The organism is uncultured Marinobacter sp. (assembly GCF_947488835.1).
In the GTDB taxonomy this organism is placed as follows: domain Bacteria; phylum Pseudomonadota; class Gammaproteobacteria; order Pseudomonadales; family Oleiphilaceae; genus Marinobacter.
In genome coordinates this window covers 313,330-337,917 of record NZ_CANLBK010000003.1, presented here as the reverse complement: position 1 = coordinate 337,917, position 24,588 = coordinate 313,330, and the positions used below count along the sequence as shown (strand labels likewise).

Genomic DNA, 24,588 nt, shown 5'->3' with positions numbered 1-24,588 from the left:
TGTGACCGATACTAATGTCTCAGGGGATAACCATGCCCCGACATTCGATACTGATACGCTGCCAGTCAATGCTGTATCCATGCATCTTGATCGATTGGTAGTTGCGGTTGGCCGCCTTGCGTCCTGGTTATGGATTGCTGTGCTGATCGTTATCCTGATCAACGTGTTTTCCCGCTATGCACTATCTCAAGGTTCTATTGCCCTTGAGGAGTTGTCCTGGCACCTGTTCGGCACTGCAACCATGCTCACCCTCGGCTATGCGGTTGTGCGGGACGACCACGTTCGTGTTGATGTGCTGAAAGAGAAATTCAGCCCCAAAGCCCAGGCCATAATTGAGCTGTTGGGGATTGTGCTGCTGGCGCTGCCCATCATTGCGCTGATGATCAGTGCTCTGGTGCCCTACGCTTGGACAGCATGGATTTACACAGAGCATTCCCAGGCACCTAGCGGATTGCCTTACCGGTTTATATTCAAAAGTATGCTGCCTCTGGGGCTGGTGTTCGTGATGATCGCGCTGCTGTCCCGCGCCACACGTTGCACCACCTATCTGTTTTGTTTTCCCAGGGCTGTTGAGCCTCCTTACGATGATCGGCGCTCTGCCGGCCATCCTAATCCCTGAACCACGAGGCTAATGTCATGGGAATAGAAGCAATTCTTGTTATCGCCATGTTCGCCAGCTTTATGGTGCTCTTGCTCTCGGGGTTCCCGGTTGCCTGGTCACTGGCGGGTATTGGTCTCATATTCGGTATTGTCGGCCACGTTATGGTCGAGTATCTCGATTCTCCTCTTTGGTTTACCTGGCAGGGAACCATTGGCGTTCTGGACGCCAGAATTTATGGCATCGTTGCCAATGAGCTGATGGTCGCGCTACCCATGTTTATTTTCATGGGTATCATGCTGGACCGATCTGGCATTGCCGAAAAGCTAATGCACAGCCTGGTTAAAGTGCTTGGCGGTCTGCGCGGTGGCTATGCCATTACTGTGGTGCTGGTTGGCGTATTGCTAGCCGCCTCAACCGGTATTGTGGGCGCCTCAGTGGTACTGCTGGGCATGTTGTCCCTTGGCCCCATGATGCAGGCCAACTACAACAAATCACTGGCTGTAGGTACGGCGTGCTCGGTGGGCACGCTCGGCATTCTGGTGCCGCCAAGCATCATGCTGGTTCTGATGGCGGATCGTCTTGGTACCTCGGATGCGTCAGTAGGAAAGCTGTTCATGGGCGCGCTGATTCCAGGCGTCATGCTCGCCATGCTTTACATTCTCTACATCATCATCGCTTCTTACATCAAAAAGGATCTGGCACCGGCGCCGACCAACCGACAGCGCCTTGATGCGCGCGCCTGGTTTGGCGTGTTCTGGGCAATCTTGCCGCCTATGGCACTGATCATTTCTGTGCTTGGCTCCATCTTTTTTGGCATAGCGACAACCACGGAAGCCTCTGCAGTGGGTGCGGGCGGCGCCTTGCTTATGGCTTTTGTCAGCAAGCGTCTGGATATGGCGACCCTGAAAGAATCCCTTTATCAGACCAGCCGCACCTCGGCATTCATTTTTGGCATTTTTATCGGTGCCACAGTGTTTGCTTCGGTGCTGCGAGGGCTGGGTGGCGACGAAGTGATAGAAGGCGCCATCACCGGCCTGCCTTTTGGCACTACAGGTGTGTTGTTAACCGTTCTGTTTATCACCTTTTTGCTCGGGTTTTTCCTGGACTGGGTGGAGATTACCCTGATCGTTTTACCTTTAGTGGCCCCCGTACTGTTCAAAATGGGTGTGGAGCCAGTGTGGTTTGCCATCATGTTTGCCATGTGTTTGCAGACCTCCTTCCTGACCCCCCCCGTTGGCTTCTCGCTGTTCTATATCAAGGGAGTATGCCCGCCGGGTATTACCACCCGGGACATATATCTGGGCGTGTTGCCGTTCATTATGTTGCAGCTTCTGGCTTTGGCACTGGTGTTCTGGTTCCAGCCTTTGGCGACCTGGCTTCCAAATGAAGTGTACGGCGGTTCCTGATACGCAGGTTTTGCGCAGGCTTTCACTTACAAAAACTGAATAATAACTGGGAGACAAACACCATGCGTCTCGAAAACGATATCGCTCTTATTACTGGCGCAGCGCGAGGCATTGGGCGGGCAATCGCCGAACATTACGGCCGTGAAGGTGCTCGTGTCGCTGTGGCAGACCTCACGCTGGAAAGTGCACAAGACACCGTTGACGCCATAGAAAAAGCTGGCGGCACCGCAATGGCATTGGCCATGGACGTAACCGATGAGGCCGCCGTCGAAGAGGGCGTAGCCGCCATTGTAAAGGCCTGGGGTGGTCTGGACATTGCCGTAGCGAACGCCGGTATCCAGCACATAGATCCGGTACACAATCTGGCGTATGCAGATTGGCGGCGGGTGATGAATGTGCATCTGGATGGCGCGTTTCTGGTCACACGTGCGGCTCTGAAGCAAATGTACGCCAACGGTGGAGGCACTATGCTGTACATGGGTTCAGTGCACTCGCTCGAGGCCTCGCCCCTGAAGGCTCCTTACGTGGCAGCAAAACACGGTATGCTTGGATTATGTCGAGCTGTTGCCAAAGAGGGTGCAGAGCACGGAGTTCGCAGCAACATTATTTGCCCTGGCTTTGTAAGAACGCCACTAGTGGATAAGCAGATACCGGAGCAGGCAAAAGAGCTGGGTATTTCCGAAGAGGAAGTCATCAGTAAGGTGATGCTAAAAAACACAGTAGATGGCAAATTCACCACCCAGGAAGATGTTTCCGAAATGGCGGTGCACTTGGCGGCCTTCCCTTCAGCCGCTCTTACAGGCCAATCGTTTGTTGTCAGCCACGGCTGGCACATGCAGTAAGTAACAGGAGCAACGGATGAGCGTTATTGAACAGTCCCCAGTAGTCTGGACTCCATCGGAAGGCGAGTTGGCCAATAGCCAAATGGGTCGCTACAAAACCTGGCTGGAAGAGCAGGGCTATGGCCCGTTTGCTGATTACCACGCGCTGCACCAATGGTCTGTTGATGACCTTGAAACCTTCTGGGCCAGCGTTTGGGACTATTGCGGGCTTGTTAGCGCAACGCCAGCGCTCAAAGTTCTGGGCAAGCGGGATATGCCGGGTGCCGAGTGGTTCCCGGGCATGAAACTGAATTTTGCGGCCAACCTGCTGCGTCATGCGGAAGGCGACCACGCCAACAAAGAAGCGGTGGTGGCCTATTGCGAGACACGCCCTGTGCTTCGCCGTTCCTACGGAGAGCTGAAAGCCGATGTGGGCGCACTGGAAGCCTTCCTGCGTAACAAAGGTATACAGAAAGGCGATCGAGTAGCCGGTGTGGTGACCAACGGCTACGAAGCCCTCGCCGGTATGCTGGCGGCCACCAGCTTGGGTGCCATCTGGAGCTCCGCGTCACCGGATTTCGGTGTGGGCGCGATTCTTGACCGGTTTGGCCAGATAGAGCCTTCTGCACTGATTGTTGTGAACGGCTATGGCTATGGTGGCAAGGTGTTGGCCCGCCAGGAGGAATTTGCAGGACTGATTGCCGGCCTGCCAACGCTGAAGTGCGTGGTAAGCGTTCAGCAACTGCCAAACGCTGCGCCGATTACAGGTGAGCTTGTAACCAACTGGGACGAAGCCATTGCGTTTGGCGCTGGCGAAGCACCGTCGTATACGCCCGTCGACCCCGACCACCCGGTTTACATACTTTATTCCTCTGGCACCACCGGCAAACCCAAATGCATCGTGCACGGCACCGCGGGCATGCTGGTTAATCACGCCAAAGAACTTATGCTGCACGGCGACGTTGGCCCGAATGACCGGTTCCTCTACTTCACCACCTGTGGCTGGATGATGTGGAACTGGCAGGCTTCCGCATTGCTAACCGGCGCATCTGTGATCACGGTAGACGGCTCACCAGGCTACCCCAGCCTCAGCTTCCTTTGGGACACCGTAGCCGAAGAACACGTGACCCACTTCGGCACCAGCGCAAGGTTCATCGCTGGCTGTCGCAAAGCTGAAATGGCGCCGGCCGAAACCCTCGACCTGAGCAAACTGAGAGTCGTGTTTTCAACCGGCTCGCCCCTGCTCCCGGAAGACTACGACTGGGTCTACAACCAGGGCGCACCTAAAGCCCTGCTAGGCTCTATTGCCGGCGGCACCGACATCTGCGGTTGCTTCGTAGGCTCTACACCACTGTTGCCTGTGCGCCGTGGCGAAATCCAATGCCGTTTCCTCGGTGTCGACGCCGTAGCCTACGGCGATGACGGCAACCCCGTAGACCAGGGCCGAGGCGAACTTGTTTGCCGCCAGCCAATGCCCTCCATGCCTGTCGCCTTCTGGGACGACGCCAACGGCGAACGCTATCGCGAAGCCTACTTCGACACCTTCCCCGGCGTATGGGCTCACGGTGATTTCATAGAATTCACCGAACACGGCGGCGCCATCATCTACGGCCGTTCAGACGCCACACTCAACCCCGGCGGCGTAAGAATCGGCACCGCCGAAATCTACCGGCAGGTAGAAACTGAAGCGGCTATAAAAGACAGCCTCGTCGTTGGCCGCCAGATCGATGGCGACGTAGAAGTAGTGTTGTTTGTAGTGCCTGCCGAAGGCCAGGAACTCAGCGACGACCTGCTGGCGCAGCTAAAAGCCCGAATCCGCACAGGTGCCAGCCCACGACATGTTCCCAAACACATAGTTCAGGTGCCAGACATCCCCTACACCCGCAGCGGCAAAAAAGTCGAACTGGCCGTCGCCCGCCTGATCAACGGCTCCACCAAAGCCGATAACCGTGATGCTCTGGGCAACCCGGAAGCGCTGGACCAGATTCGCGAGCGGCTTGCTGAGGAGAACCTGTTGCCCAAAGACTAAGGCGACTGTTATGTCAAAAGCGTGCAGGAGTGGAAGCGGTGACTTCCGGTGTAGATATGCTGGCTGGTGTTTCCTGTCTTGAAATGCCGGTAGGCCACCGAAATGTCCGCGAAGCGCTGGGGGTAAGCCCTCCCAAAACTGTGCGGAGCCAGGGATAGCGGAGCCCAAGCGCCACATGGGTTCGGCCGAGCGTTTGTGAAGCGTAGCTTCATGCGAAAGCCGAACGACCACAATCTATGATTGTGGGCCGGACCCCGCAGGGGTGCCGAAGGAGCGTGTTTTGGGAGGGCTTACCCCCAGTGCGCTACTCCCAAGCCAACACGCCAAAATGTTAGAAAGTTTCGTAAATTCCCGCCATTTGTTCCCCCAGTTACCGAAGATCAAGGGTTTTTAGTCCGTTCTTATACTAAGATCGTAACCAAGCAGAACAAAAAAATGGTATCTTAGTAGGTCTATCAAAAGTTTTAAAAATCAGTCATAGCAATGGTCGGGCGTTCACAAGATGCCAGATCTAGCCATGACCGTCCTGAACCCACCTATTAGCCTGAGGACGAAAATGAAATCATCCAAAGCGAAGATTATCTACACACTGACCGACGAGGCGCCTGCCCTCGCAACACGGTCACTGTTACCAATTCTGGAAACCTACGCCAAGCCGGCTGGTATTGAATTTGGAACCAGCGACATCTCCCTGGCGGCTCGCATTCTGGCGACCTTCCCGGATCACCTTGAGGAAGACCAGCGCGTTCCGGACGCACTGACAGAGCTGGGCGAATACACCAAAGACCCCGACGCCAACATCATCAAGCTGCCGAACATCTCGGCATCTATTCCGCAGTTGCGTGCGGCTATCAAAGAATTGCAGGATCAGGGCTATAAGGTTCCTGACTACAACGAAAACCCTGCAACCGACGAAGAAAAAGATGCGACCAAGCGCTATGCCAAAGTACTCGGCAGCGCTGTAAACCCGGTTTTGCGTGAAGGTAACTCAGACCGCCGAGCGCCGACTGCGGTGAAAGCATTTGCACGTAAATACCCCCACAGCATGGGAGAGTGGAGCCCGGCATCACGCACCCACGTAGCCCACATGCGCGGCGGCGATTTTTACTCTAACGAGCAGTCCGTAACTCTCGACAAGGCAACCAACGCCCGCATTGTGTTCGAGAACAAAAAAGGCGAGCAAACCGTTCTCAAATCCGACCTGCCACTGCAGGAAGGCGAAGTGCTCGACGGCATGTTCATGAGCAAAAAAGCGCTGTGCAAATTCTTCGAAGAGGTTATCGAAGACTGCGAAAAGACCGGCGTGATGTTCTCCCTGCACGTAAAAGCTACCATGATGAAAATCTCTCACCCTATCGTGTTTGGTCACGCGGTGAAGATTTACTACAAAGAGCTTTTCGACACGTACGGCGAACTGTTTGACGAAATCGGTGTAAACCCGAACAACGGCCTCTCGTCGGTGCTTGAGAAAATCAAGCAGCTGCCAGAGTCGAAGCAGGAAGAAATTCAGGAAGCGTTGCACAAGACCTACGAGCACCGCCCGGAAATCGCCATGGTTGACTCCGTTAAGGGCGTTACCAACCTGCACGTACCGAGCGACGTTATTGTTGATGCTTCCATGCCAGCAATGATCCGTAATTCAGGCAAAATGTGGGCGCGCGACGGCAAGTTGAAGGACACCAAGGCCGTCATGCCTGAGTCCACTTATGCCACGATTTATCAGGAAATGATCAACTTCTGCAAAACCCACGGCGCCTTTGATCCCACCACCATGGGAACAGTACCGAACGTGGGCCTGATGGCGCAGAAGGCCGAAGAGTACGGCTCCCACGACAAGACATTTGAAATCAAAGAAGAAGGCATTGTGCGCATCCTGGCTGAAGATGGCACCGTGCTGACTGAGCACAATGTCGAAGAAGGCGACATCTGGCGCGCTTGCCAAACCAAGGATCTGCCGATCCGCGATTGGGTCAAGCTGGCTGTTAGCCGTGCCCGAGCTACTGGCATGCCGGCAGTGTTCTGGCTCGACGACGAGCGTCCTCACGATGCCGAGCTGATCAAGAAGGTTAATACATACCTGAAAGATCACGACACCGAAGGGCTTCATATCCGCCTTGAGTCACCTGTGCGCGCTATTCGTTGGACGATGGAGCGCCTGATTCGTGGTCTGGATACCATCTCGGTAACCGGTAACGTACTACGCGACTACCTCACCGACCTGTTCCCGATTCTGGAGCTGGGTACCAGCGCCAAGATGCTGTCGATTGTTCCCCTGCTGAACGGTGGTGGCCTCTACGAAACCGGTGCTGGTGGATCGGCTCCGAAACACGTGCAGCAGGTTCTGCAGGAAGATCACCTGCGCTGGGATTCCCTGGGCGAATTCCTGGCCATTGCGGTATCGCTGGATGAGCTGGGCGAGAAGCACGACAACAACCGTGCACGCCTGCTGGGCCAGACCCTAGACAAAGCTACCGAGCGCCTGCTGGAAAACAACCAGTCGCCGTCACGGGTAACGGGTGAGCTGGATAACCGTGGCAGCCATTTCCACCTGGCTCGCTACTGGTCAGAAGAACTGGCATCTCAGGATAGCGACCAAGAGCTGAAAGAGTTCTTCGCGAAGATGTCAGCACAGCTGGAAGAGAACAAGGACAAGATTCTGGAAGAAATGAGCGTTATTCAGGGTCATCCTGCGGATATCGGTGGCTACTACCACCCACCCAAAGATAAGGTGGAGGCAGTTATGCAGCCGAGTGCAACCTTCAATAAGATTTTGAAGGATGCCCGTGCATCGGTGAAGTAATCCCTGACGGTATCCGGGCACTGTGCCCGGCCACCTGAAACAAAACCCGGAAAGTCGTTGATCGGCTCTCCGGGTTTTTTTATGTCTGTTGCAGAGGCACCAGTTTCCCCCCGGTCAAACTGGCGAGATCGGCGGGAGACAGCTCAATCTCCAGCCCGCGGCGGCCGGCACTCACGTAAACCGTCTCGAAAACTTCAGCGGAGGCATCAATGAAGGTCTTTAAGCGGTTTTTCTGGCCCAGTGGGCTCACACCGCCCAGTACATAGCCGGTGCGGCGCTGCACCTCCTGTGGGTCGGCCATTACAGCCTTTTTGCCGCCGACAGCCTTGGCAATCAACTTCATGCTTAACATGCTGGTAACCGGTACCACGCCTACTGCCAGGTATTTACCATCGACAGCGACCACCAGGGTTTTGAAAATACGCGCAGGATCAACCCCCAGCTTGTCGGCCGCCTCAGTGCCGTACCCTGCACTGGAAGGGTCGTGCACGTACTCGTGGATAGTATGAAATACGCCGGCTTTACTGGCCGCTTCGATACCGGGTGTCATAAACTGGCCTCAGAAACAGTTGATTTGCCCTCTGATCAACTGCCTATAATAACAGTCAACACTAGCAAGGCGTACCTGATGAACCCAATAGCCCGTCGTGCACTGCACAGTTGCAAGGTTCCCAAGGATTTATCGACCGTTACCCAGCGCGATACTGCCGGTGAAAACCCGGAAGCGGTCGGCATAGACACCCGCACTGTCGACAACATCTGGAAAAGCGTCGAAGCCTTGTACCGCACAGGCGTTCACCCCGGTATCCAGATATCGGTGCGTCACAAGGGCGAGCAAATACTGCACCGGGCCATTGGTCATGCCAGTGGAAACGGCCCCCACGAGTCTGCCGGCACGCCGAAAATAGCCATGACCACCGACACCCCCATTTGTTACTTCTCGGCATCCAAGGCGGTCACTGCTTTGCTGATGCACATGTTGGTTGAGCAAGGCCTGGTAAATCTGATGGACCCTGTGTCCTATTATTGCCCGGAGTTCGCACAAAATGGCAAGCGTACCATCACGGTGCATCAGATCCTGTCCCACAGGGGCGGCATTCCTTCCATTCCGAAAGAGACACCCATTGAGGTTCTATGGGATCAGGAAGAGATTTGGCGCCTGCTGTGCGAGTCCCGAGCCATTGCAGTAGACGGTGCCAAAGTTGCTTACCATGCGATAACCGGAGGCTATGTTCTGCAACGAGTGCTCGAAAAGGTAACCGGCGACACTATTGAAAACTACCTGGACAAGCATATCCGTCAGCCCATGGGTATGAAGTGGTTTACCTACGGGATCGAGGCAGAGAATCTGCATGAGTTGGCCACCAACTACGCGACCGGCCCGACACCGCGTTTCCCTGTATCGTGGATCGTAAACCGGGCACTTGGCGGCGATATATCGACGGTGGAAGAGGTCACCAACAATCCTCTGTTCCAGGAAGCAGTGATTCCAGCGGGTAACCTGTGTGGCACGGCCGAAGAGATGGGCCGGTTCTTCCAGATGATGCTCAATGGCGGTATCTGGAAGGGTAAACGTATTTGTAGCGAGATTACCGTTCGCCGTGCCATTCAGCAGTTTGGTTCATTACAAATTGACCGTACCATGATGATACCCATGCGCTTCAGCGCCGGCATGATGCTGGGTGGTAACCCGGTTGGAATGTGGGGGCAACGAAGCCGGTATGCATTTGGCCATGTTGGTTTGATCAACAAGCTTTGCTGGGCCGATGCCGCGCGGGATATCTCCGTGAGTTTGCTGAACACCGGGTTTCCCATAGTGGGTCATCACATCCCCGCGCTCGGCAAGTTTGTTTATACCATTGCGCGGGAGTTTCCTCTTCGCCCGGAAAGCGAGCGCCCGGCGGTGGCTATTTAAAGCGACCGCTCACAGGGTTCTTAACTGATCCTCAAGAATTCCGAGTACGGATGAAAGTATGTCCCGGAAGTCTGTCAGTGTTTGCGTGCGCTGAATGACGTCCTCGCGGCTTTCGTCCAGCCTTTCCAGTTTTGGTACAACACGGCGAATGCCTTCAGTGATCACCTCATAGGGGTAGTGGTGATCCTGAATGCTGAGCTTGTTTATCTCGGACACTTCCTGGCTGAAAATACTGATAATGTCGTAGAGCATGTCCTTGTGCGCGATGTTTGACGCTTCCCAATAGGCGTCGTCTAGCAGTTCAAGCAAAGACAGGTATTCCCTGAGGGTGTCGGCAACGGATGTCGGGCTCATACACAATCCTGTTCGCTGTGAAATTGATAATGGGAACTATAGCAGCGGATTCGCCGGGATTCTCTGAGTGTGGGGCTGTTGTCTGAATTATTGCGTAGAAGTGAAACTCTGTTCATTTTGTTGCACTTTGTTAGACAGTTGTGCAAACTGCAGTTTGATGAAGGAACCGCGGCAACTCAATGGATGAGATACGCAATGGATAAGCCAAGAAATCCCTACGAAGAATTCCCCCCCTCGCCCCGGCAGGTTCGGCTCGACCACCACGACAGTGTGCGTACTCACGTGCATCAACAAGTCTGCACCGAAGTGGAGCGGCTGGAGCGTCGAATCGAAATTTTGCGACTGGCCAAAGCGCCCCATGTGGCCGTCATGATTTCAGCTTACGAGCGCATGATCGACCGCAAAAAGGGCTTTTTGCAGAATTGGGAGATGGGTGAGCGTCGGTATTATTGACGCCAAAAAGCGCCTTTCGCAGCCCAGCTTATAGCAGCCTCATTGTCTACCTGATTGCCGCAGTATGCAGGGTTCTTGATGGTTGCATCAGGATCCTCACTGGCTGGGTCTTTGATTTTTGCCGGCTGCTCATTGGAGTGGAAAACTCTCAAGACTGAGCCTACGTAATCCAGTTCAACCCTCAGGCAGTCAGGGCTAGTATCGCTCAGAGTTATTCCGTGGCGACTCAGATCCAGCACCGGCTTATCGGCGCTCTTGATAAAAAGCGTATCGATTTTATCCCGAATGAATTCTTGCCGGAGTTCTATGCCCCCATAATTGCGGCTGAGATAGTCGGCGGTCGCGAACTCAGGGATGTTGTATCCACTAGTCACGAAGCTGTTGGCGTCAAAGCGGCTTCCAGCGAGCAGGCTTATCAGTTCGGGCTGGGCTTCCGCCTCTTCAGTTGCCACACTTCGACTGACATACTGAATCGTTCGATACACCTTTTCATCCAGGTCGCTGTCTTCTGGCCCTTTCGGCAGGTACCGCCAATCCAGCGTCGGATAGACCCACAGTTTGTCATTTAACGACGCATCGTCCAGCACGGCATTCTGATCTGTAAACCGGATGAGGGCACCGTTAGCGCGGTTGCTATAGTTGCCGGCCTGCCCAGCCGCAATACGCTGGCTGATGTAACGCCGGCCTTCCCGAAAGTTATCTATCTCATTGAATGCAATTACTTGATTCATCAAGTCCAGCGGGTTACGTACCTTTTCATAGCTTTTTCCGTCGGGCGTGCGGGTTGCTCGTATAAATTTGTCTATGTGCGCACGGATTTCGTTCGCTGTTTCACGATCCTCGTCAGTAGCGTTATTGCCAGTGGGCTCAAGGCCCTGATAAAAATCCCAAAACCGGGTGTGCTCAAGGTTGTCGGGCGCCTTGTCAGTGTTTTCCAGGTCAAATGTTGAAAAAGTCGGGCTCACATTCGTGGCAGGGTTAAACGCTACTGGCCCGGTATCCGCCATCTTGCACCCACTGATGCCAAGGAGTGCAATTGAGATAGCGGTGAAAAAGCAGGAGTGTCTCATTTCAGAAGGCCCTGAGGTGCGAAGTCAGCCATAAACGGCTAAAGTAAATACCCGCGGGGCGGTCTGCCCCGATCCGACTGCTGACAATAAACCATAAAACAGGCTCATGCCCGCGCGGAGATCACATTTTGCAGCAACGGTGTAAACCGGCTTCAGGCAACGCAGTGCAGTGGCTGCTTGTTGTGATATGCCTTGTCACGGCTATGGTGATGGTGCCGGGCTTGGTGAGTGCTCAAGAACAATGCCGGAACGGCGAGCTTGTTCTGGAGAGGGGCACGGAAAGCGTCCGCGATTTTGGCGGTTGTATCCTGTATTTGGAGGATGCCGGCCAGCTCTACCTTTTGTCAGACATCCTCGCCATGGAGCCAGAACGGTTTACCCGGCATGAAAACGGTGTGCTGAACTTTGGTTATACCGAATCAGCTTACTGGATTCGCTTTGACGTGCATGCGGATATCAGACGAAAAAGTGAAGAATGGATTCTCGAGCTGGCCCTTCCGCTGGTAGATGAAGTTGTCCTGTATATGGTGCGCGACGGAGAGCTCATCGATCAGCGCAAGGCCGGCTATCATGATAACTGGGCAGAGCGTGATCTGGCGGTGCCCAACCCCACGTTCCGGTTGGATCTGGAGCCAGGCAGCGTTTCATCTGTGTACCTGCGCATTATCAATACCAACACCTTCCGCCTGCCCATTAGCCTCTGGAGCCCCGACAGCTACATTGAAAAGGTGTCGGTAGACGAAATTATCCGCGGAGCGCTGCTGGGTAGTTTGCTTGCCATTCTGGCTTATAACCTGTTTGTTGCGGTGTCTGTTCGTGAGCGCAGTAACATCTACTATGTGCTTTATCTGGTGTCTGCCGGGGTGTTTATCGCAACCGAGCAGGTTCACGGAATTCAGCTCCTGGACAACCGCCCTGCGTTGTTCAACAAGGAGTACCTGCACCTCCAGATTACGATGACCTGGTTCTGGGGCCTGTTGATGGCCCGGGCACTGCTTGAAACCCGCACCCGATCTTTGGATCTCGACCGGGTTCTGATCTTGTGTCTGTACTCTGTGCTTCTCACTTTTGTGTTGTCGCTGTTCGTTCCCTATCACATTGCCATGGAATGGATTGTTATCGGGTCGATGCTGCTCTGTCTCATTTTGATTGTGGTCAGTTATTTGTCCTGGCGCTATTACAACCCTGCGGCCCGTTCCTACTTTTTCGCCTGGACGCTCGCCCTTGTGGGCTTTGGTGTATACGCCCTGACGGTCATGGGTTACTTGCCGCTCAATGCCTTCACCGGTTACGCGCCCCAGATAGGGCTCACCGCGCAGATAATTCTGTTTTCTTTTGCTCTGGCAGATCGCATCAAACAGGTTCAGGGCCAGGCACTGAACTGGAACCGGCGGGCGCTATCCAACCTGCAGCGATATCAGTCACTGTTTGATAACGCTATTGAGGGTGTTTTCCAGATGTCTATAGATCGCCGGTTTGTAACGGCTAACCCGGCTATGGCGAGCCTGATGGGCTTCAGTAGCAGCCGGGAGCTACTGGAAACCAACCCTGATGTTCTGGACGCATGCATAGCCGACGACCGGCTGCGGGAATTGGTGGTTGAGCAACTGCAAGCGCGGGGCACGGTAAAAGGTGTAGAGGCCCGTTACCTGACCCGGTCAGGAGACGAACGCTGGGCCATTATTTCGCTCCATACCGCATATAATGCCGAAGGCGAGCCTACCCATCTGGAAGGCACCTGTGTTGATTCCACAGAAAGTCATCGGCGCCAACGTATTGAACGTGAGCGGGAGCAGGAGCGGCTCGAGAAAGAGCTGGCCCGTAACTCAGCGGAGGCTAAAAGCCAGTTCCTTGCCAATATGAGCCACGAGATCCGCACGCCGCTGGCGGCCATTATTGGCTACGGCGAAACGCTTATGGACCCGGATCTTGATGAGCAGGAAAAACGCAGCAGCGCGGAGACCGTCGTTCGCAGCGGTCGCCACCTGCTGGAGCTGGTGAACGACATTCTTGACCACTCCAAAATCGACGCCAACAAACTGGATGTTGATGTGATTTCGGTAAACCTGCCCGAGCTTCTGGATGAAATTCGCGCATTTTTTGCGCCCCGGGCTCGGGAGAAAGGACTGGATTTCAACATAGTCTGTGAATTCCCGCTGCCTGAGCAAATTCAGACCGACCCCACACGTTTGCGCCAGATTATAATTAATTTGTGTGGAAATGCGCTTAAATTTACCGAAAAAGGATCGATCTCCCTGGCGATCCGGTGCGAGCGTCAAGCGCAGGTTCTGGTTGCCCGCGTTGTGGATAGCGGGATTGGCATGAAGCCAGAACAGATAGGCCGGTTGTTCGACCCCTTTGCTCAGGGCAGCGCAGCGATCTCACGGCAGTATGGCGGCACGGGCCTTGGCCTGAGCATTTCACGCCGGCTGGCAGAAATGCTTGGTGGCAGTATCCGTGTCAGCAGTACATATGGAGAAGGCAGTGAGTTCGAGTTATCCATATGCACCGGTTCTCTGGAGCAGGTTCACTTCCTGCGGGATGCCTCCGAGCTGAGCCAGCGCCGCCGTAGCATCCCGATGACTCTGGCACCGCGTCTGTTCGGGCGTATACTCTGTGCGGAAGATAACGATGTGAATCGGCGTCTGGTGTCTTTGCTCGTGGGCCGTACCGGTGCTGAAATAGTGCACGTTGGCAACGGTGCGGAAGCTCTGGAAATGGCCATTCGGGAGCCGTTTGATCTGATTCTCATGGACATTCAGATGCCAGTTATGAATGGCCGCGATGCTACCGTGGCGCTGCGGGAGGCGGGAGTGAATACGCCGGTGATTGCGTTAACTGCAAATGTCATGACCGAAGATATCGCCGATTACCGGTTGGCGGGTTGCAATGAGCACCTGGCCAAACCCATCGACAAACAGCATTTCTATGAGGTTTTGGCGCGCTACCTTGAGGTTGAAACGGGTAGTTCCACGGTGCCCGTGCAGAAACATTGCGGCAAAGTACTGGTAGCTGAAGATAATGCCGGGAATCGGCAGTTGGTGGAGCGTATGCTGACCCGTCTGGGCCTTGAAGTTGTGTCCGTCGCGTCCGGTGACGAAGCCGTGCGCAAAGCACTTTCAGATACCGTGCAACTGGTGCTTATGGACAGGCATATGCCAGAGATGGATGGTGTTGAGGCAACGCGGTTGCTCAGACAGGCAGGCTTCCGGCGCCCAATTATTGCGTTCACTGCGGGCGATCAGCAAGAAACCGATGCACTGCGTGAGGCAGGTTGCGACGGGGTGCTGGAGAAGCCGATAGACGAACATCGATTGCAAGCACTGCTGGGGCGCTTTCTGGATTCCGGCCCCGCTGAAATAGAGGAAGAAGATGAGGCTATGCGTCGCCTGGTAGCCAGATTTCTGTCAGAGCTGGTCACGCGCCAGCAACGAATGAAGCAGGCAATGGCAAACCATGACCGGGAAGTACTCCAGACAGAAACGCATCAGATAAAAGGGTCTGCGGGCACCATGGGTTACCCCGAAATGACCCTTCAGGCAGGTATTGTTGAAGGACTTGTAAAAGAAACGAATCCCTTGTGGAGCCAGATACAAAGCGAGTTTGCGATACTGAATAACATGATCGAGCGTGAACTAACCCAGAATGAAACAGGATCAGATCAATGAGTGAGCGCCAGTTACACCGTGAACAGCAGTCCATGAGCATGATGTACGGCACCTATGCCGACGTACTGTTCGTGCTTTTCCCGTTTCTTGTTATTGGCATGCAGCGTCTATGGGACGGTCGCCTTTACGAGATGCTGATGCATGCAGACCTGAGCATAGCCGCGGCCATTCTTGCAGGGTTGGCCATAGGGAAGTTCGTATTGGGGCTGGTGATTAATCGGGATCTTGGCCGTTTCAAGGAGCGTATTGTATTCTTTATCGCTCTGACGCTGTTTGTAGTGCTGGGGCCAGCCATCATCCTTATACTGAGCATCATAAGTGGCGCTGAGGTGCCTGGATTCGTGGCGTTTGTGCAGCCGATTCTGCTCATTCTTGCTATATCGCTATATTCTACGGCGGTGGGCATCAGCAATATTTTGACCCGCGACGATAGCCAGGATGCCTATGGTTCTGGCGCCGACGGGAAAACCGTAAAGCCTGGCAACCCGGCCAGAGCTGCACATGCGCCTCTGGATCTTCCCCGGCACACAGGCACAGATTCGTGGTAATCCATGCGATACGAAAAACCCGGACAACCTGCACCCGACGAAAAAGGAGATAACAATGGATAAGCTGACGGTACTGGTTGTGGAAGACGAGCCGGTAATGCGCGAGCGGTTGGTTGATATGCTTTACAAGGCGGGGGCGACGGATGTAACGGATTGCGAAAGCGTCGCATCGGGGCGCAAAGCGTTTGACAGTGGTAAGTTCAACATCATCCTTCTGGATCTTGGTTTACCGGATGGCGACGGCCATGAACTGATGAAAGAATTCAAAAAAGCGCGGGATGGCCAACATATTGTTCTGGTTACAGCGGATGACTCTATCGACAGTATTCAGCGGGCAATCAGTGCTGGTGCCAATGGTTATGTGGTGAAGCCTTACTCGCAGGAAAAGATACTCGATGTGGTTAACAACTACGCGGTAGTGCATGGCCCTGATGCGGCCGTTATGATTGGACTGAACCGGCAGCATTGACCGGTTCAGTCCTCCTATTGATGTGTTATGCCACCTGGCGTGCTATCCAGGAGTTGTGGCGCGTAGCCAGTGCGCGCACGTAGCGGGCTTCCGCAGTGCCCAGGGTGGCCAGCACACCGTTAAAGATCCACCCCCGCTCGTAAACGCCAAGCACCCTCTGCTCGTCATCCAGATTCACGCGCTGATTCAGCTTTTTGCAGATAGCATCAAGCAGCGGCAGTTGTTCCGGTCGACGAATGGCCCCTGCCCGGTTATTCATGGGCTGGTTCGCGGCACGCGAAGTGTGTTGTCTTCTCATGGTGATCTCCTTGTCGTTGTTCGACAGCAAAAACAAAACCCCGGAGCCGAGGGCAACCGGGGTTTGCTGGAGACGCTGACCCGGTCGCTTGAAAGGCTCCCGGGAACTGACCGAAAGCCGTTAGATAATTTCTACCATCACACGCACGCAGTGGCCTTTACGGCAGACTGCTGTGGCGTTTATCAAGAGCTGTGGAATCATTCGGATCATAGTCGGCATTTCTGGTGTATTTGATCTGGTAGTGTATCCGTTAGGCCGGCGTTTGCAATAGCTTGAGAACTGCGGCAAACCCCTACAGACGCTGGTAAGGAGCGCGTGTTTTTCGGTAGTGGAAAGTCCGTAGCCACTAACTCGTACAGATATCGGGGTTGCGTTGGGGGATAATTCGTACACTAACCAATCACCCATACTGATAGAAACCCAGAGGTTGAAACCTAAGAAAATGTCCGACGAATCCGGATCTGCCCGTAACAAGTTCCGTTTCCATTTTGTCGTAGAAATCCTTTTAATTGCCGCACTGGCTATGTATATGGTGTTGGCAAAAGAACGAGTCGTCGGTGACGATTTGGCCTTCACCGTGATCGGTGCAGGATTGATGGCGCTGGTGACTTACTGGACGCTATCTACCCTGAGAGGTGGTCTCGAAGTGATCGCCCTCAGAATGAGTGCACTCAAGCACTAACGTTTATCAGGTCTTGAAACCTTCGCCCGTTTTATACGGGCGTAAACCCTTCCTGCCTTTGCACTGCTACAATACCGCCCCGTGATTACCCGGTCTTTACAGAACCCTCTATCCGCTTGCCAGGAGCCTGCATGACTGACACCGTGGTTGTTATTTATTCTGGAGGCATGGATTCTTTTACTCTGCTGCATCGCGCGCGCGCGCAGGGGCTGAAGGTTCATGCATTATCGTTCAACTACGGCCAGCGCCATGTCCGCGAACTGGATGTTGCGCGGTCGGTGTGCACTGCCCTCGATATACCTCACAAGGTTATAGATATCCGCGCCATGAGTGAGGTTATGTCGGGCTCTGCGCTAACTTCTGATGGCGACATACCCGAAGGCGATTACGACGAAGAAAACATGAAAGCCACCGTGGTGCCTAACCGAAATATGATTTTGCTTTCGCTGGCCACAGGCTATGCGGTGACGGTGAATGCCGGTGCAGTTTGGTACGGCGCCCATGGCGGGGACCATGCAATTTACCCTGACTGTCGGCCCGAATTTGTCGAAAAGATGGACGCTGTATGTCGGGTTGCCAACTATGAACCCGTGGGCATTGAGGCACCTTTCATGCATATGACCAAGGGCGATATTCTGGCTGAAGGCCTGAAGCTAGAGCTCGAATATGCTCACACCTGGACCTGTTATAACGGGCGGGAAAAGGCTTGCGGGCTTTGTGGATCTTGCGTAGAGCGGCTTGAGGCATTTTCAGAGAATGGCCTTGCAGACCCGTTGGCCTACGAGGCAGGTCGCTGATGTACAAAGTAAAAGAAGCCTTCTACACCTTGCAGGGCGAGGGCGCCCAAGCCGGTCGCGCTGCGGTGTTCTGCCGTTTCAGCAAGTGCAACCTGTGGACCGGCCGGGAAAAGGACCGGGCGGCAGCCGTGTGCAATTTCTGCGATACAGACTTTGTAGGCACCGATGGCCAGAATGGAGGCGCGTTCGAAACTGCAGAGGCGTTGGCGGATCACATACGCAGCTTGTGGCCAGACGCTCCCGGCAAGCCTTACGTGGTGTGTACGGGTGGAGAGCCTTTGTTGCAGTTGGATGAAACGCTGATCGAGGCTTTCCATCAGGCAGGTTTTGAAGTGGGTGTGGAAACCAACGGTACCTTGCCTGCACCGGCCGGGATTGACTGGTTGTGTGTGAGCCCCAAGGCCGATGCGCCGGTGGTGATTGAAGCCTGTGATGAGCTGAAGCTGGTGTACCCTCAGCCGGAAGCCATGCCTGAACGGTTTGTTCACTTCAACGCGCGGCATTTCTTCCTGTCGCCTATGGCCTCGCCATCGGCACCTGACGGCAGCACGGACCCGGTCAAACAGAGTAACACCCGCAAAGCGACGGATTATTGCCTCGCTAACCCCCGCTGGCGTCTGACGTTACAAATGCACAAAATCATCGGTATTGACTGATTTACGCATGAGCCGGCGCGCTGGTGTGCAGAAACACTCTGCCTGGCTTTTCCACGGCATCCCGATAGCGGCTTGGGCTGTTTCCCGTCCAGCGCTTGAATGCCCGGGTAAAGTTTGCCGCGTCGGCATAGCCTAGAACGTCTGCAATCTGGTTCAGGTTCATGCTGGTGCCGGTGAGCAATTCCCGGGCACGTTCCAGCCGAACCTGATCTACCAAATTCTGAAAGCTGGCATTCTCTTCCTGCAGACGGCGTTTTAATGTGCGCTCGGATACAAACAGGGTGGCCGCCACTCTCGCGAGTTTTGGCGGGAAGGGATAGCTGGTTTCAATTACCCGTCGTACCCGGCATCCGAAGCCTGCATCTTCTGTGAGCTGTTGCAGGGCATCTTCACATTGGGCACGGGACGACGCCGCAAGCTGGTCGTCGCTGAAGCGGATAGGCACAGACAGCATGCCATGGGGGATAACCAGGGCATCTTCCTGGGAACCATAGGTTACCGGCATCACGATCGACTGCCTGAAGCGACGGAAATACGAGGGTTCAGGGCCTTTCCGGAGAATCGCCGCGCCGCCGATAGTGGTGCCAGTGAGCTGCTCGCCCATGAAGGCGCAGCCAAACAGCATGGCGTCCACAATGAACCCCTGAAGTGGCCCCGAGTCGCCATCACAGCGAATAGTGTAATGCATCGCACCGTCGTGCTCGCGGCTGCTAACACTCAGATGCGGTGCTCGAAGAGTAAGGTAGCGGGTCATCAAATCCAGCGCGTCTTTCAATGTGCGGCTGCTCATGACAGCCACGCCTAACGCGCCGTGCAAAGGTAGCTTCAGCTCACGGGCCAGCATAATGCCAAGGCCGGGTTCGCCGCTTTCGATGATGGCGCGGGTGACGAATTCGTTGGCTTGCGCGTGGCTAACCCGAACGTCTGTTGATTGCAGCCGTACAGGGTCCAATCCAACCCTGAGCAACAGGTCGCGCTCGTCCAGACCAATGGTTTTTAACAGTTCAGCCAGTAGATGCAGGTATATGGCCGGCATACCCAGATCCTGTGTGTTGGAGGCAGAGACACGCATGGTAATCCTTGTTATCCGCTGTTCTTGTTGTCAGTCATTCTGAATGCTGGCTTTGATTATGACCTTTGCAGCACTCTGCCCCCATGACTTCAATGACGCGTCAAGAGGGGCGACAGGCCAATTGGTGGGTATATCAGCGGAATCCTTCAGGAATATGAGGAAGGGATTAGAACCGGATATCGATAATCACTGGATTATGATCTGAAGAGCGCCAGGGCAATGCAGTAGTGCCCGGCAAATTAGATTTGTAACCGATGGCCCGTGGTTCGTCGGCGTTGATGGCCCAGGTGCTGGCGTTGAGTACTCGAGGTACGAGTGACGATGAGGCAAGCGCGTAATCCAATGAGCCCCTCTCGCCCTTGTACCTGAAGGTGTAATGATCGCACTGCTGTGCAGAGCATGGATGAAAGTGATGCACCATGCTGGTGAACCCGGCAAGCTTCAGGGTGTTCAGCGGCGCTTCTTTGTAATAACTATTCAGGTCGCCGGTAATCAGGGTGCCGACATGAGCAGACGTTTTCGGTAACTGCTTAAGCCATTGCACTAGGGCTTGTGCAGCCTCTGAGCGACGATGAGCGTAACAGCCCTGCCCATCATTCGTGTCCTGGTTTTTGCCTTTAGCACCTCGGCAGGATTTAGATTTCAGGTGTGGCACTACTATTTGAATGGAAGAGTGTTTGCTCCTGGGCCTGAACGCCTGCATTAATGGCGGCCGGCCCTGTTTACTGAACAGCCCGTTGGTCAGGCGTTCGGGTTGCCCTTCGGCTATAACGCGGTCATGGCGGTACAGCAAGCCCGTGCGTATCTGGTCGCTACCGTCAGCGCCTGGGGTCGCAATAAAAGACCAATCAGGGCCGAGGGCTCGGGTCAGCTGCGCTATCGCGCTGGTCTCACTGTAACCGTCGTTTTCCAGCTCTGTGACCGCCAGTATGTCTGGGTTTGGCTGTTGTAGCGCTTCTACCAGCCGCTTATGCTGGAATTTGTAAGCCTTGGTGGTTGGCGCACCCCGTGTAGTGGGAAAACCATCGCCTTCACCATCACCATTGAAGTAATTTTCAAGGTTCATGGTCATTACCCGGATATGCGGGGTGTCTGGCCGTGGCGGAGCCAAAGGGCGAATGTTCACCGTGCTGAAGATCGGAGGGCGTTCGGGCTGTATTCTCCAGGCTCCGAACCGGTAATCGAGAATACCGGCGATATCATGGACGCTATCGCCACTGCGGATGGTGCTTGTGCCCGTTAACCCTCCTGGGGGCCAGGGAATCGGTGTCGGTTGGCGCACGCCGCGGCCATCATCCAGCAGCAATCTCTGCCGCTGATTACGTGCCGCATCCGCTGCCGCCTTGGGCCCAGGCTCCTGATATTCTGTTGGTACAACCTGATCGCTAACAGCCAGGGTCAGCTCGCCATAATGGGCGAGATTCCAGGAATCAATGATGGTCATAGGCTGGGCTATACGAACGCGCATGCTTTCCAAAGACTCGAAGGCAGCCGGCTGTAACAGAGATAAAACCTGAGCTTCAGGAAGCCCTGCGGGGCCGCAAGACTGTATGGCTTTTATGTTAACCAGCTCAGTCAGGCCGTGGAATTCTTTTACGGTGCCGGTCACTCGAAGGCGCTCACCGGGTGTGCCGGTTTTCTTGCGGGTATAAACAAACAGGGCTTCTGATGTTTCAGGGTTTCCGTCGGTCTCAGCATCCGCTTGCTGCAAGTAAAAGCCGGTAAAACCGCCTTTCATGCGAGCATCGAGAGTGAGCACACCCTCAACGGTAACCCTGTGGCCGATCAGTGGGGAGCTATCGCCTCGGCCCTGAATTTCGGAAATCGGCGTTGCCGGACTGCCACAAGAAGTGGCAGCCAATACCTGAGAGGCCGGCAGCAGTGCCAGAATAAAAATTAAGGCACCAACATTCCCGATGCTTGAGTTCACACTGCTCGCTTAACGGTTAGCGGAGGCCAGCTACGGCTTTCAGGGCGCGTTCACGTTTGCTGCCAAATCCGAGGTGGTCCGGATTGGTCAGCTCAAGTTGCTGAACGAGTGGGTCCGGATGGTAATTGTCGAGCGTGATTCCCAGGCGCGATAGCACATAGGGTGCAAGAGCGGCGCGGGTCTCAACGTCCAGGCGGCCATGTTCCATGCCATAGTCCAGCGCGATGATTTTTTGCTGAGCTTCGGTCAGGCGGTGATCCGGGGAGATGGACATGGTAACCGTGCGGTTCCAGTCTTCATCCTGCTGCACAGAATGTTTCGCCTTTTGCCGCAGGGCCACAGGTGCTGCGTGGAAACGGCTGAGGGCAAAATCCCGGAACTCCCGGTTGGAGTCGCACCAGGCGCGCAGGTGCCAGTTATTGCCTGTGCACACCAGCGTGTGCGGCTCAAGAATGCCTTCAACGGCTTCGGGGCGGCTCAGGGAAGAGTAGCTGGCCCGGAGTTGCCTGCCATACCGTGTTGCCGTTACGACAGCGCGCATGGTTTCGGGTGCAATGACGCGGTTAGGGCTGTATACAACGGTGCTGTCTGGCAAACCGATGTCCAGGGCTTCAAATGTACTGCTGAGGTTTTGCTGGCGTGCCAGTATATCCAGATACTCGCTGACATGCCCGCGGGTCACGACTGGCTGGTAACGGGGAGCCGGCACATAGCCCTTTAGATGGCGGTCATAAACAAGGTTGCCCGGGGCGAGTTCACGCAGGTATGTGTTTATATCCTTGGATGCCTGCTGCCTACCAATACCAAAGCTGTGGCAGATGTGATTTGTCGTCAGGCGACCTTCCCACAGTGCGATGGTTTCGATGAGACGGTAGCGAAGCAGCAAATCCCATCGGATGGGCCAGTCCGTTTTTTTCATAACCAGGCGCTCACGGGTTCGTTGAATAATGATTATTGATGTTACCTCCTATGGACTTGCGGGTCTGTTACGGCGCATTAATGTAAAACTCTGTGAAACAGCGCGGTGGCCCCAGTTTGCTGCGCTCCGAGGCTTTTTCCCGCTTCGGGAAGTGCTTAGTAGTCATGCCCGCTAAGGGCTGCTGTAATAGCCTGTTAGAACGCCCGGAGTTTCCGCCATGACCCGAATGGTCGCCTCTCTTTCTGCTCTCCTTTTGAGCATCGTTTTGCTGGTCAGCGGAAATGCATTTCTGATGACGTTGCTGGGCATTCGCCTGAGCATCGAATCGGTTTCACCCGATATCATCGGCTGGGTGTTGGTGTGCTATTCCATTGGCTTTGTTCTGGGCACCCTTTACGTTCACCATATTATCGGCCGTGTTGGGCATATCCGCGCGTTTGCAGTTTTTGCGGCGATTGCGGCGGTTACGTCATTGATGTATCCGATGGCTATATCGATGGTGTTCTGGGCGCTCTTGCGGGTGCTTTCAGGTTTTACCATCGCAGGCGTTTTGGTGGTCATCGAAAGTTGGTTCTCCAGCCGAGCGACCAACAGCAATCGCGGGGCAATGTTCGCGGTCTATCAGATTATTTTTTACCTTTCTGCTGCGGGCGGTCAGCTCATAATCAACGTGGGTGACCCCGCCAATTTCATGCCGTTTTCCATCGCCGCGATTTTACTGACTCTGGCACTGGTCCCTCTGTCGCTCACCCGTATGGAAGCTCCCATCATCGAGCAGGTTCAGCGTATCTCCTTTTTCACCTTGGCCCGAGAGTCGTTTACCGGTGTTGCCGGTGCCCTGATCTGTGGCGTACTCATTGGTGGGTTTTATGCCATGGGGCCGGTTTACGCGACCTTGATGGGGCTAGATGTCGCCAAAACATCAACCTTCATGGCCAGCGCCATTATAGCGGCCATGATACTTGCCTGGCCTTTAGGGCGGCTGTGTGATCGCTTTGACCGGCGCCGTGTAATGTTCTGGGTAGTGTTTTTTGCCGCACTTGCAGCGGTTGGCGTCAGTTTTACCGGGGCCGACAATCTATGGCAGCTCACACTCCTGGTAGGTGCGTTTACCGGCCTTTCGGCAACGATTTACCCGATTTCCGTTGCGATCACCAATGACCGCATGGAAAGCACCCGTATTGTCGCGGCCAGCGCCACGCTGTTACTCAGCTATGGCGTTGGCAGTGTGATTGGCCCCATCGTGATGGCTGAACTGATCAACCTGCTGGGCCCAAAAGGCTTGTTCCTGGGCAATGCCGGGTTCCTGCTGGTTCTTGCCATTGTCACATCTCTGCGCATTACCTACACAGAAGACGTAGCAGTGGAAGATCAGGAAGACTATGTGCCAGCCATGCCGGAAACCTCGTCTGTACTGACAGAGCTGGATCCGCGGAATACGGAGTTTTGTGAGTCTCCGGAGGTTGAGGAAATGAACGAGGAATCCCTGCGTCACACAGGTTGAACCAGGGGCTTTGAGTAAATTTCAGGTTTTCCGATTTTGTTTTTATTTTTACATCTGTTCTTATTCCAATTGTTAGCTTACTATTGGTAGCTTTCCTGTAATGTAAGCCTGTTGGCCGGCGCAGCACGATACGCGAAGCGCGATTCCGGCCCCGGAACGGAGTAGTCACAATGAAAGATGAGTTCCCTTTTGCCGTCGCTCGAGTAACCCGCCGCTGGCGGAAATTGTTGGATGAACGCCTCAAAGACCTGGGCGTCACCCAGGCTCGATGGACCACCATGGTTTATCTGCAGCAAGGTGGCGAAGGCCTGACCCAGCGTGAATTGGCTGGATTGATGGCCATTGAAAATCCCACGCTTGTGCGTCTGCTCGATAGCCTTGAACAACAGAAATTGATTGAGCGCCGGGCTTGCCCCAACGATCGCAGAGCCCGCCGGTTGCACTTGACCGACCCTGGCCGTGAATTCATGGAGGTTCTCACTGCCCGTGCCAACCTGCTGCGGGACGAAATGCTTGAGGGTGTGGATGAAGGCGATATTGCGGTTGCCTTGAAGGTGTTCCACAGAATCATGGAAAACGGCGAAAAGCAGAAGTAA

23 protein-coding genes are annotated in these 24,588 nt (G+C 54.7%); 15 read left to right on the top strand and 8 right to left on the bottom strand.

Features of this window, described 5'->3' with window-relative positions:
• Positions 1–79 precede the first annotated feature (79 nt).
• The 5 genes from Q0824_RS13005 (at position 80) to Q0824_RS12985 (ending at position 7,657) form a co-directional block, all read left to right on the top strand.
• The gene (locus Q0824_RS13005) at positions 80–619 is read left to right on the top strand and encodes a TRAP transporter small permease subunit (RefSeq protein ID WP_366521663.1); all 540 of its coding nucleotides are present in this window, start codon (positions 80–82) and stop codon (positions 617–619) included.
• Positions 620–636: 17 nt separating this feature from the next.
• Positions 637–2,007 carry a TRAP transporter large permease subunit gene (locus Q0824_RS13000; protein ID WP_298451306.1) on the top strand — a complete coding sequence of 457 codons (1,371 nt, stop codon included), beginning with the start codon at positions 637–639 and terminating at the stop codon, positions 2,005–2,007.
• A 62-nt stretch (positions 2,008–2,069) separates the two neighbouring features.
• Positions 2,070–2,849, top strand: coding sequence for a 3-hydroxybutyrate dehydrogenase (locus Q0824_RS12995; RefSeq protein ID WP_298451304.1), 780 nt, complete (start codon positions 2,070–2,072; stop codon positions 2,847–2,849).
• A gap of 16 nt (positions 2,850–2,865) precedes the next feature.
• Positions 2,866–4,857 (top strand): acetoacetate--CoA ligase, encoded by a 1,992-nt coding sequence (locus Q0824_RS12990; protein ID WP_298451301.1) that lies wholly within the window; start codon positions 2,866–2,868, stop codon positions 4,855–4,857.
• A gap of 556 nt (positions 4,858–5,413) precedes the next feature.
• Complete coding sequence (locus Q0824_RS12985; protein WP_298451297.1) at positions 5,414–7,657, top strand: NADP-dependent isocitrate dehydrogenase; 2,244 nt, start codon at positions 5,414–5,416, stop codon at positions 7,655–7,657.
• A 79-nt stretch (positions 7,658–7,736) separates the two neighbouring features.
• Here Q0824_RS12985 and ybaK read toward each other — a convergent pair whose 3' ends face one another.
• Positions 7,737–8,207, bottom strand: coding sequence for a Cys-tRNA(Pro) deacylase (ybaK, locus tag Q0824_RS12980; protein ID WP_298451294.1), 471 nt, complete (start codon positions 8,205–8,207; stop codon positions 7,737–7,739).
• A gap of 78 nt (positions 8,208–8,285) precedes the next feature.
• On the opposite strand from ybaK, the gene Q0824_RS12975 reads away from it, so the two are divergent.
• Positions 8,286–9,572, top strand: coding sequence for a serine hydrolase domain-containing protein (locus Q0824_RS12975; protein WP_298451291.1), 1,287 nt, complete (start codon positions 8,286–8,288; stop codon positions 9,570–9,572).
• Between the two features lie 9 nt (positions 9,573–9,581).
• Here the strand turns inward: Q0824_RS12975 and Q0824_RS12970 are convergent, their stop codons facing one another.
• Together Q0824_RS12970 and Q0824_RS17365 are read right to left on the bottom strand one after the other, a co-directional pair.
• Positions 9,582–9,926, bottom strand: coding sequence for a hypothetical protein (locus tag Q0824_RS12970; RefSeq protein WP_298451288.1), 345 nt, complete (start codon positions 9,924–9,926; stop codon positions 9,582–9,584).
• On the bottom strand, positions 9,923–10,072 hold the full coding sequence (locus tag Q0824_RS17365; protein ID WP_366521659.1) for a tetracycline resistance efflux system leader peptide: 150 nt from the start codon (positions 10,070–10,072) through the stop codon (positions 9,923–9,925). Before Q0824_RS17365 ends, Q0824_RS12970 begins: the two co-directional genes overlap by 4 nt.
• Positions 10,073–10,121: 49 nt before the next feature.
• Between Q0824_RS17365 and Q0824_RS12965 the strand changes: the two genes are divergently transcribed.
• Positions 10,122–10,379, top strand: a complete 258-nt coding sequence (locus Q0824_RS12965) for a hypothetical protein (protein WP_298451285.1) — start codon at positions 10,122–10,124, stop codon at positions 10,377–10,379.
• Here Q0824_RS12965 and Q0824_RS12960 read toward each other — a convergent pair.
• Positions 10,373–11,449, bottom strand: a complete 1,077-nt coding sequence (locus Q0824_RS12960; protein ID WP_298451282.1) for a hypothetical protein — start codon at positions 11,447–11,449, stop codon at positions 10,373–10,375. The two genes, Q0824_RS12965 and Q0824_RS12960, sit on opposite strands and share 7 nt — an antisense overlap.
• A gap of 203 nt (positions 11,450–11,652) precedes the next feature.
• Between Q0824_RS12960 and Q0824_RS12955 the strand changes: the two genes are divergently transcribed.
• From Q0824_RS12955 to Q0824_RS12945, 3 genes are read left to right on the top strand one after another with little or no spacing between them, the layout of a single operon-like run.
• Positions 11,653–15,117: a response regulator gene (locus Q0824_RS12955; RefSeq protein WP_298451681.1), complete on the top strand. Its 3,465-nt coding sequence runs from the start codon at positions 11,653–11,655 to the stop codon at positions 15,115–15,117.
• Positions 15,114–15,665, top strand: coding sequence for a hypothetical protein (locus Q0824_RS12950; RefSeq protein ID WP_298451279.1), 552 nt, complete (start codon positions 15,114–15,116; stop codon positions 15,663–15,665). Before Q0824_RS12955 ends, Q0824_RS12950 begins: the two co-directional genes overlap by 4 nt.
• A 55-nt stretch (positions 15,666–15,720) precedes the next feature.
• Positions 15,721–16,134, top strand: a complete 414-nt coding sequence (locus Q0824_RS12945) for a response regulator (protein ID WP_298451276.1) — start codon at positions 15,721–15,723, stop codon at positions 16,132–16,134.
• Positions 16,135–16,159: 25 nt separating this feature from the next.
• Here the strand turns inward: Q0824_RS12945 and Q0824_RS12940 are convergent, their stop codons facing one another.
• Positions 16,160–16,432, bottom strand: coding sequence for a hypothetical protein (locus Q0824_RS12940; RefSeq protein ID WP_298451274.1), 273 nt, complete (start codon positions 16,430–16,432; stop codon positions 16,160–16,162).
• 442 nt (positions 16,433–16,874) lie between these two features.
• On the opposite strand from Q0824_RS12940, the gene Q0824_RS12935 reads away from it, so the two are divergent.
• The 3 genes from Q0824_RS12935 to queE all read left to right on the top strand — a co-directional run bounded on the left by Q0824_RS12935 (position 16,875) and on the right by queE (position 18,567).
• Positions 16,875–17,114, top strand: coding sequence for a hypothetical protein (locus tag Q0824_RS12935; RefSeq protein ID WP_298451271.1), 240 nt, complete (start codon positions 16,875–16,877; stop codon positions 17,112–17,114).
• 131 nt (positions 17,115–17,245) lie between these two features.
• Positions 17,246–17,911, top strand: a complete 666-nt coding sequence (gene queC, locus Q0824_RS12930; protein ID WP_298451268.1) for a 7-cyano-7-deazaguanine synthase QueC — start codon at positions 17,246–17,248, stop codon at positions 17,909–17,911.
• On the top strand, positions 17,911–18,567 hold the full coding sequence (queE, locus tag Q0824_RS12925; protein WP_298451266.1) for a 7-carboxy-7-deazaguanine synthase: 657 nt from the start codon (positions 17,911–17,913) through the stop codon (positions 18,565–18,567). The genes queC and queE overlap by 1 nt, the downstream gene beginning before the upstream one ends.
• 1 nt (position 18,568) lies before the next feature.
• On the opposite strand, the gene Q0824_RS12920 is transcribed toward queE, so the two are convergent.
• The 3 genes from Q0824_RS12920 to Q0824_RS12910 all read right to left on the bottom strand — a co-directional run bounded on the left by Q0824_RS12920 (position 18,569) and on the right by Q0824_RS12910 (position 22,488).
• Positions 18,569–19,639 carry an AraC family transcriptional regulator gene (locus Q0824_RS12920; RefSeq protein ID WP_298451263.1) on the bottom strand — a complete coding sequence of 357 codons (1,071 nt, stop codon included), beginning with the start codon at positions 19,637–19,639 and terminating at the stop codon, positions 18,569–18,571.
• Positions 19,640–19,805: 166 nt separating this feature from the next.
• On the bottom strand, positions 19,806–21,569 hold the full coding sequence (locus Q0824_RS12915) for an ExeM/NucH family extracellular endonuclease (RefSeq protein ID WP_298451260.1): 1,764 nt from the start codon (positions 21,567–21,569) through the stop codon (positions 19,806–19,808).
• Positions 21,570–21,585: 16 nt separating this feature from the next.
• Positions 21,586–22,488 (bottom strand): WYL domain-containing protein, encoded by a 903-nt coding sequence (locus Q0824_RS12910; RefSeq protein ID WP_298451257.1) that lies wholly within the window; start codon positions 22,486–22,488, stop codon positions 21,586–21,588.
• Positions 22,489–22,705: 217 nt separating this feature from the next.
• On the opposite strand from Q0824_RS12910, the gene Q0824_RS12905 reads away from it, so the two are divergent.
• Positions 22,706–23,992, top strand: a complete 1,287-nt coding sequence (locus Q0824_RS12905; RefSeq protein WP_298451254.1) for an MFS transporter — start codon at positions 22,706–22,708, stop codon at positions 23,990–23,992.
• Positions 23,993–24,162: 170 nt separating this feature from the next.
• On the top strand, positions 24,163–24,588 hold the full coding sequence (locus Q0824_RS12900; RefSeq protein WP_298451250.1) for a MarR family transcriptional regulator: 426 nt from the start codon (positions 24,163–24,165) through the stop codon (positions 24,586–24,588).

Excerpts from the sequence above, each read along its gene's own strand:
- Q0824_RS13005 (WP_366521663.1), top strand. The coding sequence starts at position 80 with ATGCATCTTGATCGATTGGTAGTTGCGGTTGGCCGCCTTGCGTCCTGG.
- Q0824_RS13000 (WP_298451306.1), top strand. The coding sequence starts at position 637 with ATGGGAATAGAAGCAATTCTTGTTATCGCCATGTTCGCCAGCTTTATG.
- Q0824_RS12995 (WP_298451304.1), top strand. The coding sequence starts at position 2,070 with ATGCGTCTCGAAAACGATATCGCTCTTATTACTGGCGCAGCGCGAGGC.
- Q0824_RS12990 (WP_298451301.1), top strand. The coding sequence starts at position 2,866 with ATGAGCGTTATTGAACAGTCCCCAGTAGTCTGGACTCCATCGGAAGGC.
- Q0824_RS12985 (WP_298451297.1), top strand. The coding sequence starts at position 5,414 with ATGAAATCATCCAAAGCGAAGATTATCTACACACTGACCGACGAGGCG.
- ybaK (WP_298451294.1), bottom strand. The coding sequence starts at position 8,207 with ATGACACCCGGTATCGAAGCGGCCAGTAAAGCCGGCGTATTTCATACT.
- Q0824_RS12975 (WP_298451291.1), top strand. The coding sequence starts at position 8,286 with ATGAACCCAATAGCCCGTCGTGCACTGCACAGTTGCAAGGTTCCCAAG.
- Q0824_RS12970 (WP_298451288.1), bottom strand. The coding sequence starts at position 9,926 with ATGAGCCCGACATCCGTTGCCGACACCCTCAGGGAATACCTGTCTTTG.
- Q0824_RS12965 (WP_298451285.1), top strand. The coding sequence starts at position 10,122 with ATGGATAAGCCAAGAAATCCCTACGAAGAATTCCCCCCCTCGCCCCGG.
- Q0824_RS12960 (WP_298451282.1), bottom strand. The coding sequence starts at position 11,449 with ATGAGACACTCCTGCTTTTTCACCGCTATCTCAATTGCACTCCTTGGC.
- Q0824_RS12955 (WP_298451681.1), top strand. The coding sequence starts at position 11,653 with ATGGTGATGGTGCCGGGCTTGGTGAGTGCTCAAGAACAATGCCGGAAC.
- Q0824_RS12950 (WP_298451279.1), top strand. The coding sequence starts at position 15,114 with ATGAGTGAGCGCCAGTTACACCGTGAACAGCAGTCCATGAGCATGATG.
- Q0824_RS12945 (WP_298451276.1), top strand. The coding sequence starts at position 15,721 with ATGGATAAGCTGACGGTACTGGTTGTGGAAGACGAGCCGGTAATGCGC.
- Q0824_RS12940 (WP_298451274.1), bottom strand. The coding sequence starts at position 16,432 with ATGAGAAGACAACACACTTCGCGTGCCGCGAACCAGCCCATGAATAAC.
- Q0824_RS12935 (WP_298451271.1), top strand. The coding sequence starts at position 16,875 with ATGTCCGACGAATCCGGATCTGCCCGTAACAAGTTCCGTTTCCATTTT.
- queC (WP_298451268.1), top strand. The coding sequence starts at position 17,246 with ATGACTGACACCGTGGTTGTTATTTATTCTGGAGGCATGGATTCTTTT.
- queE (WP_298451266.1), top strand. The coding sequence starts at position 17,911 with ATGTACAAAGTAAAAGAAGCCTTCTACACCTTGCAGGGCGAGGGCGCC.
- Q0824_RS12920 (WP_298451263.1), bottom strand. The coding sequence starts at position 19,639 with ATGCGTGTCTCTGCCTCCAACACACAGGATCTGGGTATGCCGGCCATA.
- Q0824_RS12910 (WP_298451257.1), bottom strand. The coding sequence starts at position 22,488 with ATGAAAAAAACGGACTGGCCCATCCGATGGGATTTGCTGCTTCGCTAC.
- Q0824_RS12905 (WP_298451254.1), top strand. The coding sequence starts at position 22,706 with ATGACCCGAATGGTCGCCTCTCTTTCTGCTCTCCTTTTGAGCATCGTT.
- Q0824_RS12900 (WP_298451250.1), top strand. The coding sequence starts at position 24,163 with ATGAAAGATGAGTTCCCTTTTGCCGTCGCTCGAGTAACCCGCCGCTGG.